Raw genomic sequence first — 17,354 nt, forward strand, 5'->3', positions numbered from 1 at the left:
CGTCAATTAAGAGCAATCAGGTCGGCGTCGTCCGACAGGATATACATCCGGCCGCCCGCCACAACGGGCGTGACGAACACATCCGTATCGAGGTCGATCTGCGTTCCAAGCTGTCCGGTCCGCGCATCGGCCCCGACCAAGAGCCCGTCCCCGGAGACGACCCAAACCCGGCTGCCTGCAAGCACCGGACCGCTCCAACGCGAACTCGCCGGCAAATCGCTAACCCAGCGGATTTGGCCGTCCCTGCGGCCGATCGCCATGAGGCGTCCCCGCGTATCCACCACGAAGACAACATCGCCCGCGAGCCAAGGCATCTGCGTGCTGGCGATATTGCGCGTCCACACGCGCGCGCCGGAGCCCGCCGAGGTCGCAATCATCCTTCCGCCGTGACTGACCGCGTAAACCACACCGCGGTCGATCACCGGCCGGGCAGGATCGCCGAGAATGCCGGCGGCCGACGTGTCCGACGACCGGCTGAGCGAGTCGCTCCAGGCTCGTTTGCCGCTGCCAGTCTGGAAGGCCATGATGTCGCCTGCCGGGAACGGCGCCACCACCGTCCCGCTCGCGACGGCGGGGCTTGCGTTGCTGAGCAACGTCGTGGGCTGCGGCAGTCCACGCGCCCTCCACAGCTTGCTGCCAGTGCTGGCGTTCAACGCATGCAGCGTGTTCTCGGTGGATACGAAAAAGACTTTACCGCCCGCGACCGTCGGCGAATTGCGGATCGGCTCACCAATCGGTGTGGTCCACAGGACAGCGCCGCTGCTCGCGTTCAAGGCGACAACCGTCCCGTAGCCCGTCGTCACATAAATTGTGTTGCTCTCGAATGCGAGGCCGCCGCCAAAGCCCTCTTTGCTGCTCTCGTTATCTGGCGTGACGCTAACGCCCCAGGCCTTGGCGCCGCTCGAGGCAGAGAACGCAGAGACATTTCCCGCAGCATCAAGTGTGTAGACCCGGCCGCCGGCGACAATCGGCACCGCGCTCAAACGCCCCCTCGACGACGACCCGGTGCCGGCGTCGACGGACCAGGCTTTGCGCAAGCCGCCGGCAAGCGCCAAGTGACCGAGATTGTTCGAGGCCGACCCGCCAGGCTGCGCCCAACTCGCATTAGACCGCGCCGGCGGCAGCGCCACGGCCCGCGGTGAGATTTGGGCCGCATTGAACTGGCCTGGGTCGGTAATGACCGACACCCGCTCGCCGGGCAGACGCTCTTCTTCTTCTCCGAAAGGATTCTTGATGGCCGACAGGCTGCCACAAGCCGTGAGGACGATCGCGAGCGAGACGGTCAGTCCCGCGCCGAGAAGGCGATAGCCCATGTCTCGTTCACTTCTCGGGCCCACGTTTCGAGCCATCCCCTGATCGAACGCGCCCTGTTGGACGAGCTAGTTTGTCGTGCTGCTGCTTTGCGCCGGCGTACTGCTCACGATCAAGGCTAGCATCATGTTGGCACGCTCCCGCAAATTCGGCGGCGTGTTCTGATCGGCAAGGAGCGCGCTGAATTGCTCCTCGGCGGCACGCATGTCCTTGTGCTGGTAGGCTGACAGACCCAGTAGCTCCCGCGCCGAGAAGCGCCAGCGCGAATTGTTCTCGACCAGCCCATTCAGCCGCCGCTCCATCTCCGCATAGTCCGCGGCATCGACCCGCAGCGTCGCGGCTTGGACCGTGGCAAGACCTTGCAGAATGGGATCGACGCCGGCATCCGTGGCAAGCGCATCGTAGGCGGCGACGGCTTTGTCCGTGTCGCCGGCCTTGGCGTCGGTCGCCGCCAGCTGGAAGCGGGACAGCACCTGGTAGCCGCTGGGGCCGTCCTTCGCGAGCGTCTCGAATGCCTCACGCGCTTTGTCGAGATCGGCGCCTGTCTTCAGCGCCAGAGCTTGGGTGTACTCGGTCCCCGCCTCCTTGGCCTGGCGCTCCGTCCAATAGGTCCAGCCCTTGTACCCGGCAACACCAGCGATCACGGCCGCAGCCAGGATAATGATGTAAACCCCGTACTGGTCCCACAGCGCCTTGTACCGCTCGTGGCGGACGGCTTCGTCGACCTCGCGGAAAAAACTATTGTCGCTCATAAGGCTGCGGACTCTTTCGGTGACAAAGGACGGTGCGATCGAGGCCGACTGTGGCCCCCAACCTCACGCCGTATAGTGAAGGCCGGTTGCTCACGCAAGGCTCAAGCCTCCGCGCGATAGCGACAAACGTGGCGCTTGGTTAGCCCTCGAAGGCTAACTGCCTGTCATTTCGGTCTTTTTCGTGTCTTCGTCGTCGCCGCCGTCCTCGTCGATCATCGGATAGGTATGGGCATCCGATGGGAAGGCGCGCCGACGGACATCGGCGGAATACGCTTTCACGGCGCCCTCGATGGCGTCCCCGAGCTGGGCATATTCCTTCACGAATTTCGGCACGCGGGGCGAGAGCCCCAGCATGTCCTCAAGCACGAGGATCTGCCCGTCACACTCGGCCGAGGCGCCGATGCCGACGGTCGGGATAGAAATTTGCTTGGTGATGCGCGCGGCGAGGAGCTCGGCCAAGGCCTCGAGCACCACCGCAAAGGCCCCGGCCCCGGCCACTGCCTTGGCGTCCTCCTCGAAGGGCGCCCACTCCGAACGGTGGCGGCCTTGTGGCTTGAAGCTGCCGATCTGGTTCACCGCTTGGGGCGTCAACCCGATATGGCCCATCACCGGAATACCCCGGCTCGTCAGATAATCGATGGTTTCGGCCATGTGCACGCCGCCTTCGATCTTGACGGCACCAGCACCGGTTTCCTTCATGATGCGCGCGGCGTTGCGGAACGCGACCGCCGGGCTCTCCTCGTAAGACCCGAAAGGCATATCGACCACGACGAGCGCGTGCTTGGAGCCGCGCACCACCGCTTGAGCATGCATGATCATGAGATCGAGCGGCACGGGAACCGTGGTCTCGTAGCCATGCATCACCATGCCGAGCGAATCGCCCACCAGCAGCAAGTCCACATGCGGATCGATGATCTGCGCCGTATGGGCGTGGTAGGCGGTCAGCGCCACGATAGGCGCCCCGCCCTTGCGGCCGGCGATTTGCGGTGCGGTGACCCGCTTGACGTCAAAGCTCTGCGACACGGACTTCCCCTGGGTCAATGGCGATTTCGGGCTAACTTTATGACAGATATATAGTGATTTGTGCACTGCAAAAAAGTCCTACGACGTGTGGACTTAGTGGGGCACAACCGCCCGGCCGATCAGGAGTGGATGCAGCCAGATCAGGAATATCACGTAGAACACGCCCCCCAGGACGACAGCTATCACGTCGTTGCGGGCGCCGCCTGGCGCCGCGGACACGATGAGTTCCCTGGGCTGCCGCCGTTTCAAGGAAATGCGGTCGAAGATGGCATACGCAAGAAACGACCCGAACAGGATGATGGAGGCGAGATCGCCATTGGCGATCAGATGCGCCAGCGCCCACGTCTTAATGGCAACGAGATAGGGGTGCTTGAGCTTCGCTTTGATCCCACCCGGAATATAGGCCGCGACCAGGAAGATGAAGGCCGGCAGCATGAGCGCGATCGCCACCCAGCGCGTCCAGGCCGGCGGCGACCAGACTTGCACGAACGGCGCGACGGCAAAGCCCCAGACGAGAAGCGCGAAGCCCGCGATCGACGCGAGCGCAAAGGCGACCTGGTAGCCTTTCTCGCCGAGCCGCCCGATCAGCGCCTCGCGAACATGCGGAAATGCCGGCACCAGATGGATGCCGAGAAACACAACGATGCCGATGATGAGTAGCGTCATGACGCAGGTCCCAGCTTTTTTGATTCAGCCCTTTGTTGGGCGGCACCAAAGCTCAAGGGTGGGGAAGCGTCAACCGGAAGCGCGGTGCTGTCCGGCGCTAGTCTGCTGCCGATCCACGTCCGGTGGCCAGGAACGCGCAGCCTTCGCCTTTCGGAGACTCGCTTCTCTGTCACGGCGGCTTTCGGCGCGATCAGCGGCGCTTGGGCGGCGTGGCCCTGGCCGAATCGGCGCCCGCCAGCGCATAGGCCTTCTCGGTGGTCACGTTAAGCGCGTCCTCCACCTGTTGCCGGTATGGCTCCAGCTCGCGAACGTTCAGGTCCGGCGGCACCTGGATAGGGTCGCCCATGGCGATGCCGAGTTTCGAGAACGGCAGATTGAACGTCATGCGGTCCCATGAATTCACCGCGGCGTAGCGCGAGCTCGCCACAGCGAACGGCACGACCGGCCGGCCCGACATGCTGGCGATCGTGACAATGCCGCGTCCGCATTTGCGGGCTGGGCCCGGCGGCACGTCGGCGGTCATGGCGATGCTGTAGCCCTCCCGTAAAGAGGCGACCGCCCCGTGGGCGGCCTCGGCACCGCCGCGATCGCGGCGGCGCTCTCCCGCACCCGCCCCGCGAATGAGTTCCAGACCGAATCCACGCAAGACGCGGGCGAGCGCCTCGGCGTCCTCATGGCGTGACACCATTGCCCGTCCCGGAACTTCCTGCGGATAGATCCCCGGCAGCAGAAAGAACTGCCCATGCCACAGCGCGATGATCTGAGGATGGTTCTCCCAGGCGCGCGCCACATAGTCCGGCGGATCGGAAACGCGCGAGGACGTGCCGAGCACGAGCTTGACGTAGTTGGAGAAGACGGGAGACGCGAGAATTTGCGCAGGGCGGCGCAGACGCACCTTTTGCCGCCGGATCCATGAATTGCCCATGGGTAGCTCGATCCCCCAGTCTTCCAGTCTCAAGATTCGGCGCGAGTATAACGAAGTCGGACGTTACTTCTTGTAGCTGACACAGCACCAATATGGGGTGCGCTCGGAAAACACAATGTTTTCGAAACCGGCCTTGCCCAGCATGCCTTCTATTTCAGCTCTAGAAAATCGCTGCTCCAGCCTCGTGCCGAAACGATCGAGCGAGTCATTCTGCATCTGGTAGTACGGCTTATCGCGATAATCCGACAAAGGCATGTTGGTGACATCTAGGCCACAGCTCGCCAACAGGCGTGCCGACCTCGCCAGCGGAAAATATATGAGAGCCGCAATCGAAGAACAGAGGCCCTTCTTGATGACATTTGGCGTTCGGCTGATGAATCGCCTGACCATGTCGGAACTGCACCATGTCAGCCTGAACCATAAGGGCTTGTTTTCAAGCCTATAATAGAGATAGAGCAGAAATGGTGCCCCAGGTTTTAGTATTCGAGCGCAGTCGTCTAATCCTTTTTGTGTGTCGGGTATGTGATGAAGCACACCCAAGCAATAACCGAAGTCTTGTGTTTCATCGCCGAGCGTACAGTCTTCCGTTGTCTCGTTCAGAAAACGCACGTTCGAAAACGAAGCCAAATTATGCTTTGCCACCTCGATAGCATGACTTGGATCGATGCAATTTAGCGTCCCGACTTTTGGCGCAACAAAGCGCGCCCATCGCCCCGTACCACAACCCATATCGAAACCTTCGGACTGTTTTGTCACCGCGCTCCACGGAAATATATGGAAATATTGATCCCAGCTTTGTCTCAGCTTTTCTTCAGTTGGGGCTGAACTGTAATCAAATTCCTCCCATTCAACGCCAAAGCATTCAATAACCTGCCTATCGGCGTTTTGTTTCTTTGGCTCTACATCAGTCATGTTTTCTGCCGCCCTTCCGCAAGCGCGTCACACACCGCGTCGAGACAAATCGTACTACCCCTTACACAATGGCAAGGGCCGTGATGGCGCCGGAGGGTGCGCCTTCCTGTATTTCAATAACCTGCCTATCGGCGTTTTGTTTCTTTGGCTGTACATCAGTCATGTCTTCTGCCGCCCTTCCGCAAGCGCGTCACGCACCGCGTCGAGACAAATCGCACTACCCCTTACACAATGGCAAGGGCCGTGATGGCGCCGGAGGGCGCGCCTTCCTGTATTTGGCGATGATCGGCTCGAGCTTTTCCTTCGACCAGAATTTCGGCGCGCGGATTTCCCGCAAGCAGGAGGCGTTCCAATAGAGTCCTTCGCGCGCCGGCGACTTGCCGGCCTTCACCGCTTGCGTGACCTTCTCGATGTCACTCGATTCAGGGTAGATATAGACCGTTGTCGGCTTGTCCTTGATCAGGGCGAAAATCTTATCGGACTCTGCCCGCGTCCAACTGGTGCAGCCATTGCTGCGCCCGGCGCTATAGTCCTGCAGCCGTCCCCACGCAACGTATCCCTCCTTGTTCGCATAAGGACTTTTTGGGTCCTTGCGGCGGCACATGCCCCTCAACAGAACGGCCGCATGCCCGCCGATGGCGCGCTCTCTGGCATTCGCGGTGTCTCCCTCGCCTTCGAACTGCAGGAACGAGCGCAGCAAAGGCGTCTTCTTGCCTGAGGAGCGGTAATAGCCCTTGAACGATGTACGCGTCTCAGCGGTCACATAAGAGCCGCCCGTGGTGAGCTTGGACCCTTCCGCATTGCTGAAATTCTTGGCGCAGCGGCGCCCGTTGGCGAAATTCGCAGCCTTTAATCTGCGCCCGTTGCCGTGTCCGGACGAAATCGCGTGGAACGACTTCTTGGCTTCGCAAATCACGTAGAAGCGGCGCCCGAAACCGGCGGGGCGCGTCGCGTCCATGGCGAAGTAGCAGGAATTCTTGGCCTTACCTTCCCACACCTTTTGCAGGTAGAGGTTGCGCGCCCGCTGCAAGACCACAGGAGCGATCTGCCCCTTGCCCGTGCCGACATGGGCCTGCAGCCAAGGTGGAATGTCCAATATGTCCCTGGCGGCGAGCACGCCGGGGCCTCCTGGCGAGGCAACGCCGAGGACGGCAATCGTCAGAAGGAAATTTCTCAACCGCACCGTTTCAAATCTCCCTCGATGCTGACCCGATGGTGCGACGCCGAACTCAGCCAAATCGGAGGCCCTTAGCCTTTCAGACTGGTAGAGGCCCTCTTGCCCTCATCTTAGGGGATTCGGCGCCTGAGCTCACGCACACGTCATCCCTGCGTCCTCTGCAAGATACCCCTTTGTGGGCTAAAGTTGGGCCATGAGTCGGCTGTCATACAACGCTCCCCCCGCTGCGCTTGCGCTGATCGCACTCCTTGCCGCCCCGGCGGCGCAAGCCGCTGGCGAGACGCCGATCCCTTGCACCGAGGACGCCATGATCGTCTTCGATGCGTCCGGGTCCATGTCCGGCAATACGGTCCAGGGCCTCTTCAGCGACGTGACCCGCATCGACGAGGTCCGCAAAGCCTTGAGCCAAGTGCTGCCGGACGCCGCGCGGTTCCGCAAGATCGGTCTCATCACCTACGGCCCAGGGCCTTACGAGCAATGCAACGTCCATCTGGACTTTCGGCCGATGCAGAACGCAACGAAGCCCATCATGAGCGTCGTGAACAAGCTCAACCCCGCCGGCAAGACGCCGCTGGTGGCGGCGGTGAAGCGCGCCGCGCAAGTTTTGGACTACCGGTCCGAGCAGGGCGTCATCGTGTTGCTGACCGACGGCGAGGAAACCTGCGGCGGTGCGCCTTGCGATCTCGGCCAACTGCTCAAAGCGACCGCCCGCAAACTGACCGTTCATGTCATCGGCTATCAGCTGCGCGCGTTCCGCTGGACGGGCGCGCAAAGTTTTCTCGATGTGAAGTGTCTGGCCGAGGAAACCGGCGGGCACTACATCACGGCGGAGAACCGGGAGGATCTCGTCGAGGCGTTCAAGACGACGCTCGGTTGCCCGATGATGTCTTCGGTCGGCGACGCGCTGCGCTAGGCCTCGCGCCTCACTGCGTCTTGCAGATCGGCAAGTCCGACAATGTACGCGGCGCCGAGGCGTTCTTCTTGTTGTACGCGATGAGCGCCGGCTCGAGATTCTCCCGCGGCCAGAAGTTCGGCGCGCCGATGTCGCGCAAGCATACGGCGTTCCAATAAAGCCCCGCGCGCGACGGCGACGTGCCGGCCTTCACCGCGCGTCCCACGGCCACGATGTCGCGCGCTTCGGGGTAGATATAGACCGTGGTCGGCCGGTTCTCGGCGAGCGCCAAGATCTTTCCGGAGTCCGACGGCGGCCAGCTGGTGCAGCCGCTGCTGCGCCCCTCGCTGTAATTGATGAGCTTGCCGTACGGCACATAGCCGTCGTCATTCGCGTACGGACTGTCCGGAATTTTCATCCGGCAAATCCACCGCACGATCTCGGCCGGATGCCCGCCAATGGCGCGGTCCCGCGCGTTCGCGGTGGCGCCCTCGCCTTCGAACTGCAGGAACGAGCGCATCAGCGGCTGATAGTTTCCGCCCGCGTGATAGTAACCCTTGAACGAAGTCCTGATCTCCGCCGTCACATAGCCGCCGCCGGTTGTGAGATGCGAATTCCGTGCATTGCTAAAGTTCTTCGCACAGCGGGCCGTGTTCGACAAATCGGCAACGCCCGAGAAATTGCGGCCCGCGCCGTGACTGGACGGCACCGCGCGGAACGTCTTGTTCCCTTCGCAGATAACATAGAACCGGCGCCCCTTGCCGGCAGGCCGCGTCGCATCGAATGCGAAATAGCAGGGATTTCTGACCGTGCCGTCACGCACCTTCTTTTGGTGGAACGCACGCGCCCGCCGCAACACCACGGCGGAGATTTGGCCATCGCCATTGCCCACATGGGCCTGGAGCCAGGCCGGAACGCCCGAAACGGCAGGCTTAGCTGGCGGCTTCGGCGCAGGCAGAACCGGCGCGATATGCCATGGCAGATCTTGCGCGGCAGACGGGCTCGATCCGGCAATTGCGCCGAAGAGGACGAGGCCGATAACGGCCCAAAGAAGAGTTGTCACCCTCACGGAAGCTCGCTCCCACCAACGCTGCCGCGGGCCGGCCCCAAAAAATATGGCCGGCACGGCAAAAGCCCAACGCGGACGCCCCCGACTGAAATCATCGGGAAAATTCGTGTCTAATCTGAGACGTTATGGGACGTAAGGGATTAATCGGTCCTAAACGGCGGAAACTCCGTCAACGCGTGGCAGATCGCTTCTCGACAGGCCCCAGAACCGTGGACGCTTCGACATAGCTGGCCACGCCCGGCCGCCATAGCAGGTCGTCACCCCGAAGTTTGCCGCGCTTCGCTTGGCGCCGCAGTTCCTCGTAGGTGAACGGCCCCGAGCGCGTCCCAGCCCGCGACACATGCCAAATGCGATCGTAGATGTCCTCGCCCATGCGCTCGTCCTCGGTGGGGGCACGCGCCTTCAAGTGCGAGCGGACGCGGTCGAAGAAGTTGTCCCGTAACTTCAGCCGTCCCGCTTTAGAGCCGATGGCGCGGAACGCACGGTGGCCGATCCCGAGCAAGAGACCCAGGAAAAACAATGGACGCGCATAAAGACGTTCTGAGACGTCTGGCGCGTAGCGCAGGAGGAGATAGGCGCCCAAGCCAAAGAGCGCGACCCACAAGATCGGCGAGACGAGAAAGCCAGGCAACGCGCGCCAGCGCAAGCGCCACTGCATAGCCCAAGCGGCAGCGCGGGGGAACGTATAGAGAAGCGGCAAGACGACGGTGAGGAACAAGAGGGCGCCGAGCACATAGCCGGCGACGAACAGGCCGGCTTCTTCGGCGAGGAGGCGTACGAGGTCCAGGTCCATCCCGCGATCCTAACCTGCCAGGCGGACTTCGGTCGAAAACTCTCGCCCTACTCCCACTCAATCGTTCCGGGCGGCTTCGACGTAATGTCGTAGACGACGCGGTTGATGCCGCGCACCTCGTTGATGATGCGCCGCGCCGCGTGGCCGAGAAAGTCGTGGGAGAAGTCGAAATAGTCCGCCGTCATGCCGTCGGTGGAGGTGACGGCACGGAGCGCGCAGACAAAGTCGTAGGTGCGCGCATCGCCCATCACGCCCACGGTGCGCACGGGCAGCAGCACGGCAAAGGCCTGCCAGATCGTGTCGTAGAGGCCGGCTTTGCGGATCTCTTCCAGATAGATCGCGTCGGCCTGGCGCAAGATGTCGAGCTTCTCTTCCGTGATCTCGCCGGGAATGCGGATGGCCAGCCCCGGTCCGGGGAACGGATGCCGCCCGACAAAAACGTCCGGCAGGCCGAGTTCTCGTCCAAGCGCGCGCACCTCGTCCTTGAACAGTGCGCGCAAGGGCTCGACCAGTTTCAATTTCATCGTTTCCGGGAGCCCGCCCACATTATGGTGCGACTTGATGGTGACGGACGGCCCCCCTGTCGCCGACACGCTCTCGATCACGTCGGGGTAAAGCGTGCCTTGCGCTAAGAACTCGGCGTCTTCCAGCTTCTCGGACTCTTCTTCGAACACTTCGACGAACAGCCGTCCGATGATCTTGCGCTTGGCTTCCGGATCGGAGATGCCGTCCAGCGCGCGCAAGAACCGCTCGGACGCATCCACATGCACCAGCGGAATGTTGTAGTGCCCGCGGAACAGTTCGACGACTTCTTTGGCTTCGTCCTTCCGCAGCAGGCCATGGTCGACGAAGATGCAGGTGAGCTGCTCGCCGATCGCCTCGTGAATCAGCAGCGCGGCGACGGCGGAGTCGACGCCGCCCGAAAGCCCGCACACCACGCGCCCCTCGTCCACCTGTTCGCGAAGCCGCGCGACTTCCGACTCGCGGAACTGCGCCATGCTCCAATCGCCCGCACAGCCGGCGATCTCGCGCACAAAGTTGGCGATGAGCGCAGCGCCTTTCGGCGTGTGCACCACTTCGGGGTGGAACTGCACGCCGTAGAGCCGCCGGGAGTCGTCGGCGATGGCCGCGAACGGCGCGCCGGTCGAAATGCCCACGGCGCGGAAGCCGGGCGGCAGCTTGGTCACCCGGTCGCCATGGCTCATCCACACTTGGGTGCGCTCGCCCTCCTCGAACACGCCGGCGAAAAGCGGCGTCTCGTCGATGATCTGAAGCTCGGCCCGGCCGAATTCGCGGCTCTCCCCCGGCTCGACCTGGCCGCCCAGCGCCGCGACCATGGTCTGCTCGCCATAGCAGATGCCCAGCACGGGCACGCCGGCGTTGAAGACCGTGTTCGGGGCTTGCGGCGTGCCGCTCTCATGGACGGAGGCCGGGCCCCCGGAGAGGATAATGGCGCGCGGGGTGGCGCGGGCAAGCGCCTCGGCGGCCTTGTCGAACGGCACGATCTCCGAATAGACCCCCGCCTCGCGCACGCGCCTGGCGATGAGCTGGGTCACCTGGCTGCCGAAATCGACAATCAGCACCCGGTCCTCGGCGCCGTCCGCCGCGTCGTCAGCTTGGATTTCGTCCGCGTCCGTCATGGCCGGTGGTTATAGCAGGTCTCTTGAGTCGGCAATTGCTGACATGCTTCCCTCCCCCTTTCAGGAGGACGATCCATGGACGACGCCGAGCGGCTCGAGATCGAGGAGCACCTGAAGCAGCAGATCGAGGCCTATCATGAGGCGGCGATCCTGTTCACGGCGGTCAGCGCGCGCATCCCGGACCTTCTGAACTTGGGCGGCCGGACGCCCGAAATGCTGGCCTCTGAGCTCGATATGGAGCCCAAGCCTTTACGTCGTTTCCTGCGCGGCCTCGTCACCATGCGCCTCTGCGAGGAGCTGGAGGACGGACGATTCGTGCTGACGCCGGCCGGAGAAGCCTTAGTGCCGGACTCGGACTCAAGCTTGCGCGAGAAAGCCCTCGTGGTGCTGGGTCAATATTGGCAGCCCTGGCTTGATCTCCAACATTGCCTGAAGACTGGCGAGCCCTCCTTCCCCAAGGCCTTCGGCATGCCGGTCGCGGCGTGGCGCGCGGCGAATGTGGAAGACAGCGCGGCGTTCCAGAATTATCTGGCGAAGGAGGAGGCCGGCGATGCGTTCCCCGGCGGAGCGGACGTCCATCTGTTGAAAGGCGTGCTCCAGCAGCATGACGACGCCGAAGCCCGTACGATTTTGCAGAACTGCCGCAAGACCATGAAGCTAGGTGAGCGGCTCATCGTCTGCGAGCGGCTGATGCCGGAGAACGCCACGGACGATCCCGCCGCGATCATGCTCGACCTGCATATGATGGCCATCACCGGCGGCAAGGCGCGGACCAAATCCGAGATGGAAACGCTCATCGCCGAGGCCGGGCTCACGGTGGTCGAGAGCAAGAAAACTGACGACGGCCTCACCGTCATTGACACCAGACGCCGCTGAATCGGACGCACAGCCGTTTGCGCCAACCGAATCAAAGGAATCATAAACTCCGTTCCAGCACGGCGACAAAGAACCCGTCCGTGCCGTGACTTCGTGGCGTCATCAACAGTGTCTCGTCGGACGCGTCGGCGGAGTCCGGCGGCGCTTCTGAGATCGCCTCGGACCAAGTTTCGCGCCATGGCACGATCTTGAAATCCGCGTGACGCTCCAGAAAGCTCGCGACCTGCGCGGTGTTCTCTTGTGGCAGCACCGAACACGTTATGTAGGCGAGCCGCCCGCCGGGCTTCACAAGGCTCGCGCCCTCATCGAGCACGGCGCGCTGTTCGGCAAGACGCGTCTCCAGCATTTCGGGCGTGACGCGCCATTTGGCGTCGGGGCGCCGCCGCCATACGCCGGACCCGGTGCATGGCGCATCAATCACCACAAGATCCATCTTGCCGTTAAGTGGCTTTAGGCCCTCGGGTTCACCCGCCGGCAGCACTTGCACGTTCCGCGCGCCCGCGCGCTTCAGCCGCTCGAAGATCGGACGAAGACGAAAGCGCTCCGAGTCATAGGCATAGAGCTGGCCGGTGTTTTCCATGAGGCCTGCAAGCGCCAGCGTCTTGCCGCCCGCGCCCGCGCATAGATCGATCACCTGGCTACGCGGTCCGGCGCCGGTCAGCAGGCTTGCGACTTGCGAGCCCTCGTCCTGCACCTCGAACCATCCCTTCCCGTGACCGGCTTCGGCCTCCACATGGGGACTGCGCGCCTGGCCACTGCGCGGCGCGATGCGGATACCAGTAGGTGCGTAAGGTGTGGGCGCCGCCTCGAAACGGGCGAGTGCTTTCAAGACTTTGTCACGATCCGCTTTCAGCGTGTTGACCCGCAGATCGACGGGCGCACGCGCCGAAAGCGCCACGCCCTCCTGTACCGCGTATTCACCGAAGATTGCCGCGAAGGTATCGCCAAGCCAGGCTGGATAGTTGCCCCTGATGTGCGCCGGCTCATCGGCGGGTACGACCCGCGCCAGTCCCGCCTGCTCGCTTGCGCTCAAGGGTTCGGGCGCGAAGCGGCCGCCGTCGCAAAGCACAGCGACCTCTTCTGGAGACATGTCCCAGTCGGTGAGAAGCGTGCGTAGTGCGAGCGCGCGCGGGGTGTCGTCCCCCATGGCAGCTGCGGCGGAAGAACGCTTTCGCAAACAATCGAACACGAGATTGCCGATCGCCGCGCGATCGCTGGAGCCGGCGAAGCGGTGGCCAAGCCCCCAATCCTTCAGCGCCTCGGAGGCCGGGCGCTTCCGGCCGGCAATGTCGGCCAACACCTCGATGGCGGCGCTGATCCGTCCCGCTGGCGTCATGAGAGCGGCTGGAAGGCCATGATGCGGCCGGCGATGATGATCCAGATGAGCGCCAGCGCGATGGCGCCCATCAAGAACATAGGCGTGCGGTGGGCCAGCCGGTTGCTGGTCACATGGATGACGGCGTGCACCACACGCGACAGCACGAACATCCACATCAGCACATAGACGGTGGTGTCGAGCGTCTTGGTGATCAGCCCGAGCAGAACAACCACGTAGAACAGCGTGGGCATCTCCACCGAGTTGTGGAAGGCGTTGCCCACTTGCTGCACATGCGGCGGCCAGTGGGGCTCGCGCAACCGGACCGACTCCGGCTGCACCTCCCCGCGCCGGATGGCCCCGAGCCGCAGGAGGATCGTCCAGAACAGCAACACGAAAGTCAGTGCGATCTGCACAAACATGGGCAGCAAAATGGCTTCGAACGACATGAGGGCTCCTTCGCCTCTTAACGATCCGCAATGATCCTGCAAGCCGGCCTATATCCGCCCCTTATAACCCCGCTTTAGGGGGCTTTTCGAGACGGAGGTCGGAAATGCCGCGCGGCGGCCGCTCATTGCCAAAATGCCCCCTTAAACATGGACGGATGTTCAATTGACGCCGAGCCCGAAGCCCTTTTAAACCTGTGCTAAAGAGCAAAGTTCCAAGCGTTCCCAAGGAGGATTCCCATGCGCTTTCGCGCCTTTTCCCTCATTTCCGCCCGAGCCCTTACGGCCGGAGCCTTTACCGCCGTGCTGGCCCTCGCCGCTGTGCCCGCCACCGCCGAGGAGAAGCCCGAGGATCCCTGCTTTGACGGCAAACTCAGCATCAAGGAAGTCCTCACAGCCTGCGAAGCCTTCATCGCCAAGGGCTCCGACTCCAAGAAGCTCCTCATCCGCGCCCATAGCGTCCGGGCCCTCGGCCTCTCTGCCACCGGCAATCTCGACAAGGCGCTCGATGAAATGACCGCCGCCGTGGAGATCGATCCGAAACGCGCCAACAGCTACTTCATGCGCGCCGCCGGATACGATGCCAAGAAGAATTACGACAAGGCGATCGCCGACCTCGATACCGCCATCGGCCTCAACGACGCCGACGCCGACTTCTACCTCCTGCGCGGCCGCGTCTATGCCCGCAAGAACGACTTCGACAAGGCGCTCGCCGATATGAACAAGAAGGTCGAGCTCGATCCCAAAGGGATCAATGGCTATTCCAGCCGCGGCGAACTCTATCGCAAGCGTAAAGAATACGACCTGTCGATCGCTGACTACACCAAGATCACCGAGCTCGATGACCGGAACATCATGGCGTATGTCGACCGCGGCTGGGTGTACGTGCTGAAGGACGACCTCGACAAGGCCGCCCCCGACTTCGACAACGCGCTCAAGCTCCAGAACAACAATGCCCTCGCCTTGGTGGGGCGCGGCGTGGTGAAGAGCCGCCAAGGCGAGCCGACCGACGGCAGCGCCGACCTTGCATTGGCCAAGCGTTTGGAGCCCGGCGTCTTCGACGAAATTCGCAAGCTCGGCGTGAAGTAGAGGCCCTAGCCCTCGCGCGGGTAGTTGGGAGACTCCCGCGTGATGGTCACGTCGTGGACGTGGCTCTCGCGGAAGCTCGCCGTCGAGATGCGGATGAACTTGGTCCGCTCCTGGAAGTCGGTAATCGTGCGCGAGCCCGTATAGCCCATGGACGCGCGTAAGCCTCCAATGAGCTGGTGCAGCACGCTGCCCGCGGGGCCCTTATAAGGCACCTGCCCTTCGATGCCCTCGGGCACGAGCTTCAGCGTGTCCTTGATCTCCTGCTGGAAGTAACGGTCCGCCGAACCGCGCGCCATGGCGCTAATCGAGCCCATGCCGCGATAAGCCTTGTAGGAGCGGCCTTGATACAGAAACACCTCACCCGGGCTTTCGTCGGTACCGGCCAGCAGCGAGCCGAGCATCACGCAGTCCGCGCCGGCGGCCAACGCCTTGGCGAGATCGCCGGAGTAGCGCGTACCGCCATCGGAGATCACCGGCACGTCCGCTTTCTTCGCCACCTCGACGGACTCGAGCAGCGCGCTGAACTGCGGCACGCCCACGCCTGCCACGATGCGCGTGGTGCAGATCGAGCCCGGCCCGATGCCAACCTTGATGGCATCGACGCCCGCATCAATCAGTGCCCGCGTGCCTTCTGCCGTTGCGACATTGCCCGCGACGACCTGCACCGCGTTCGAGTGCCGCTTAATGCGGCCCACTTGGTCCAGCACGAGCTGCGAATGACCGTGGGCGGTATCCACGACGATCAAGTCCACACCGGCGTCGATCAAGCGCTCCGCCCGCACGAATCCTGAATCGCCCACGCTCGTCGCCGCCGCCACGCGCAGGCGTCCCTGCTCGTCCTTGCAAGCGTCCGGGTGGGCCTGAGCCTTCTCGATGTCCTTCACCGTGATGAGGCCGATACAACGATATTCGTCGTCGACAACAAGCAGCTTCTCGATGCGATGCTGATGGAGAATCCGTTTGGCTTCTTCCATGTCGACGTTTTCCTTGACCGTGACGAGCTTGTCCTTGGTCATCAGCTCGGCCACGGTCTGGGCAGGATTGGTGGCAAAGCGCACGTCGCGGTTGGTGAGAATACCGACAAGCCGTCCGTCGCGGCCGTCGGCGGCAGGCTCCACCACCGGAATGCCGGAAATCTTGTGATGGGACATGATGCGCAGCGCGTCCGCGAGCCGCGCGGCCGGAGGGATGGTCACCGGGTTCACCACCATGCCGGACTCGAACTTCTTCACCTGCGCCACTTCGGCGGCCTGCTGCTCGGATTCCATGTTGCGGTGGATGACACCGATGCCGCCGGCTTGCGCCATGGCGATGGCGAGATTTGCCTCTGTCACCGTGTCCATGGCGGAGGACAGGATCGGGATGTTGAGGGAAATCGACTTTGTTATCCGCGAGCTGACACTCACCTCATTGGGCAGCACGTCCGAGGGCCCGGGGCGAATCAGGACGTCGTCGAAGGTCAGCGCCGTGGCGCTATTGGGAAAGCGGGAATTGTTATGCGAAGACTGCCCGTCGGGCATAGGCCAACCTCTTAGAATTGGAGCGTTCGGCGGGATCGTTGCGGTGCAACGCGCGAGAACCGGTTGGCGGCTTCCTTTAGCAGCTTGGACTGCCCTTGGGAAGCGGCCCGGCCCCGTTACCCTCAGTCTTCATGTCTGCCTTAGGGCCTTGCGCAAGCGCGGCACCGCAAGTTCCACAAAACTCTGCACCTTTGCCTGCGGCAGCCTGTCCTCCCGGTGAACGAGGCTGACCGGGATGGGCTCCGGCTCGAACGGCTCCAGGATGAGGCGGAGCGACCCGTCTTTCAGACTGTCCTGCGCCTGATAGGACAGCACGCGCACGACGCCGAGCCCGGCCTTAGCGGCGTCGATCGCCGCCTCCGCCGTATTTACGATCAGCCGTGGGGACACCTGCACGCTTATCGGCTTCCGCCCCTCATAGACCCAACGGTCGGGACGAGCGAATGTCGAGAAGCTGATGCATGGATGGCCCACAAGCGCCTTGGGCTCTTCCGGCACCCCGGCGGCGTCCAGATAAGCGGGACTTGCGCAACTCACATAGCGGACGGAGCCGAGCGCGGTCGCGCGCATGGACGAATCCGGAAGATGACCGATGCGAATACCGAGGTCGAGCCCCTCCTCCACTAGATCGACCACGCGGTCCGCCAGAAACATGCGCGCCGACACGCGCGGATAGGCCGCGAGGTAGGCGCTCACCACTGGCTGCACGTGCCACCGTCCGAACAGAATGGGGGCGGTCAGCGACAGCATGCCTTGGGGCTCGGCCTGCTCGCCGGCCAACCGCCGCTCCGCAGCGTCGAGATCCGCCAAGACCCGCCGGCAGCTCTCCAGATAGGTGGCGCCGGGCTGCGTGAGCTTGAGCCGCCGGGTGGTCCGGGTGATGAGCCGGACGTCGAGGTCCTCTTCCAGCGCGCTGAGATGCCGGCTCACCGTGGTCAGCGGCATGCC

17 protein-coding genes are annotated in these 17,354 nt (G+C 63.1%); 3 read left to right on the forward strand and 14 right to left on the reverse strand.

Annotated features, from left to right (window positions below; translation table 11 throughout):
* Positions 1-2: 2 nt before the first annotated feature.
* The 7 genes from ABY454_RS07680 to ABY454_RS07710 all read right to left on the reverse strand — a co-directional run bounded on the left by ABY454_RS07680 (position 3) and on the right by ABY454_RS07710 (position 6,772).
* The gene (locus ABY454_RS07680) at positions 3-1,313 is read right to left on the reverse strand and encodes a PQQ-binding-like beta-propeller repeat protein (protein WP_372929599.1); all 1,311 of its coding nucleotides are present in this window, start codon (positions 1,311-1,313) and stop codon (positions 3-5) included.
* Positions 1,314-1,379: 66 nt separating this feature from the next.
* On the reverse strand, positions 1,380-2,063 hold the full coding sequence (locus ABY454_RS07685; protein WP_372929600.1) for a tetratricopeptide repeat protein: 684 nt from the start codon (positions 2,061-2,063) through the stop codon (positions 1,380-1,382).
* A 153-nt stretch (positions 2,064-2,216) separates the two neighbouring features.
* Positions 2,217-3,086 carry a 3-methyl-2-oxobutanoate hydroxymethyltransferase gene (gene panB, locus ABY454_RS07690; protein ID WP_372929601.1) on the reverse strand — a complete coding sequence of 290 codons (870 nt, stop codon included), beginning with the start codon at positions 3,084-3,086 and terminating at the stop codon, positions 2,217-2,219.
* A 93-nt stretch (positions 3,087-3,179) separates the two neighbouring features.
* Positions 3,180-3,752 (reverse strand): NnrU family protein, encoded by a 573-nt coding sequence (locus tag ABY454_RS07695; protein ID WP_372929602.1) that lies wholly within the window; start codon positions 3,750-3,752, stop codon positions 3,180-3,182.
* A gap of 190 nt (positions 3,753-3,942) precedes the next feature.
* Positions 3,943-4,710 carry a lysophospholipid acyltransferase family protein gene (locus tag ABY454_RS07700; protein ID WP_372929603.1) on the reverse strand — a complete coding sequence of 256 codons (768 nt, stop codon included), beginning with the start codon at positions 4,708-4,710 and terminating at the stop codon, positions 3,943-3,945.
* Positions 4,711-4,740: 30 nt separating this feature from the next.
* The gene (locus ABY454_RS07705; RefSeq protein WP_372929604.1) at positions 4,741-5,589 is read right to left on the reverse strand and encodes a class I SAM-dependent methyltransferase; all 849 of its coding nucleotides are present in this window, start codon (positions 5,587-5,589) and stop codon (positions 4,741-4,743) included.
* Positions 5,590-5,806: 217 nt separating this feature from the next.
* Positions 5,807-6,772 (reverse strand): hypothetical protein, encoded by a 966-nt coding sequence (locus tag ABY454_RS07710; RefSeq protein ID WP_372929605.1) that lies wholly within the window; start codon positions 6,770-6,772, stop codon positions 5,807-5,809.
* Positions 6,773-6,959: 187 nt separating this feature from the next.
* Between ABY454_RS07710 and ABY454_RS07715 the strand changes: the two genes are divergently transcribed.
* Complete coding sequence (locus ABY454_RS07715) at positions 6,960-7,679, forward strand: VWA domain-containing protein (protein WP_372929606.1); 720 nt, start codon at positions 6,960-6,962, stop codon at positions 7,677-7,679.
* Between the two features lie 10 nt (positions 7,680-7,689).
* Here ABY454_RS07715 and ABY454_RS07720 read toward each other — a convergent pair whose 3' ends face one another.
* From ABY454_RS07720 to guaA, 3 genes are all read right to left on the reverse strand, one after another.
* On the reverse strand, positions 7,690-8,727 hold the full coding sequence (locus ABY454_RS07720; RefSeq protein WP_372929607.1) for a hypothetical protein: 1,038 nt from the start codon (positions 8,725-8,727) through the stop codon (positions 7,690-7,692).
* A 169-nt stretch (positions 8,728-8,896) separates the two neighbouring features.
* Positions 8,897-9,520 (reverse strand): DUF4339 domain-containing protein, encoded by a 624-nt coding sequence (locus ABY454_RS07725; RefSeq protein ID WP_372929608.1) that lies wholly within the window; start codon positions 9,518-9,520, stop codon positions 8,897-8,899.
* Between the two features lie 47 nt (positions 9,521-9,567).
* Positions 9,568-11,160 carry a glutamine-hydrolyzing GMP synthase gene (gene guaA / locus ABY454_RS07730; protein WP_372929610.1) on the reverse strand — a complete coding sequence of 531 codons (1,593 nt, stop codon included), beginning with the start codon at positions 11,158-11,160 and terminating at the stop codon, positions 9,568-9,570.
* Between the two features lie 75 nt (positions 11,161-11,235).
* Here guaA and ABY454_RS07735 point away from each other — a divergent pair, with 75 nt between their 5' ends.
* Positions 11,236-12,036 (forward strand): methyltransferase, encoded by an 801-nt coding sequence (locus ABY454_RS07735; protein WP_372929611.1) that lies wholly within the window; start codon positions 11,236-11,238, stop codon positions 12,034-12,036.
* Between the two features lie 40 nt (positions 12,037-12,076).
* Here ABY454_RS07735 and ABY454_RS07740 read toward each other — a convergent pair whose 3' ends face one another.
* Entirely contained in the window at positions 12,077-13,372 is a 1,296-nt protein-coding gene (locus ABY454_RS07740; RefSeq protein ID WP_372929612.1) for an RsmB/NOP family class I SAM-dependent RNA methyltransferase, read from the reverse strand.
* Positions 13,369-13,800 (reverse strand): MAPEG family protein, encoded by a 432-nt coding sequence (locus ABY454_RS07745; RefSeq protein WP_372929613.1) that lies wholly within the window; start codon positions 13,798-13,800, stop codon positions 13,369-13,371. The genes ABY454_RS07740 and ABY454_RS07745 overlap by 4 nt, the downstream gene beginning before the upstream one ends.
* A gap of 237 nt (positions 13,801-14,037) precedes the next feature.
* On the opposite strand from ABY454_RS07745, the gene ABY454_RS07750 reads away from it, so the two are divergent.
* On the forward strand, positions 14,038-14,886 hold the full coding sequence (locus ABY454_RS07750; RefSeq protein ID WP_372929614.1) for a tetratricopeptide repeat protein: 849 nt from the start codon (positions 14,038-14,040) through the stop codon (positions 14,884-14,886).
* Between the two features lie 5 nt (positions 14,887-14,891).
* On the opposite strand, the gene guaB is transcribed toward ABY454_RS07750, so the two are convergent.
* A complete protein-coding gene (guaB, locus tag ABY454_RS07755; RefSeq protein WP_372929615.1) occupies positions 14,892-16,406 on the reverse strand; it encodes an IMP dehydrogenase in 1,515 nt (504 codons plus the stop codon).
* Between the two features lie 129 nt (positions 16,407-16,535).
* Positions 16,536-17,354: LysR substrate-binding domain-containing protein (locus tag ABY454_RS07760; protein ID WP_372929616.1), on the reverse strand; the 819-nt coding region annotated here is incomplete at its 5' end.

The organism is Methyloceanibacter sp. (genome assembly GCF_041573655.1).
Taxonomy (GTDB): domain Bacteria; phylum Pseudomonadota; class Alphaproteobacteria; order Rhizobiales; family Methyloligellaceae; genus Methyloceanibacter.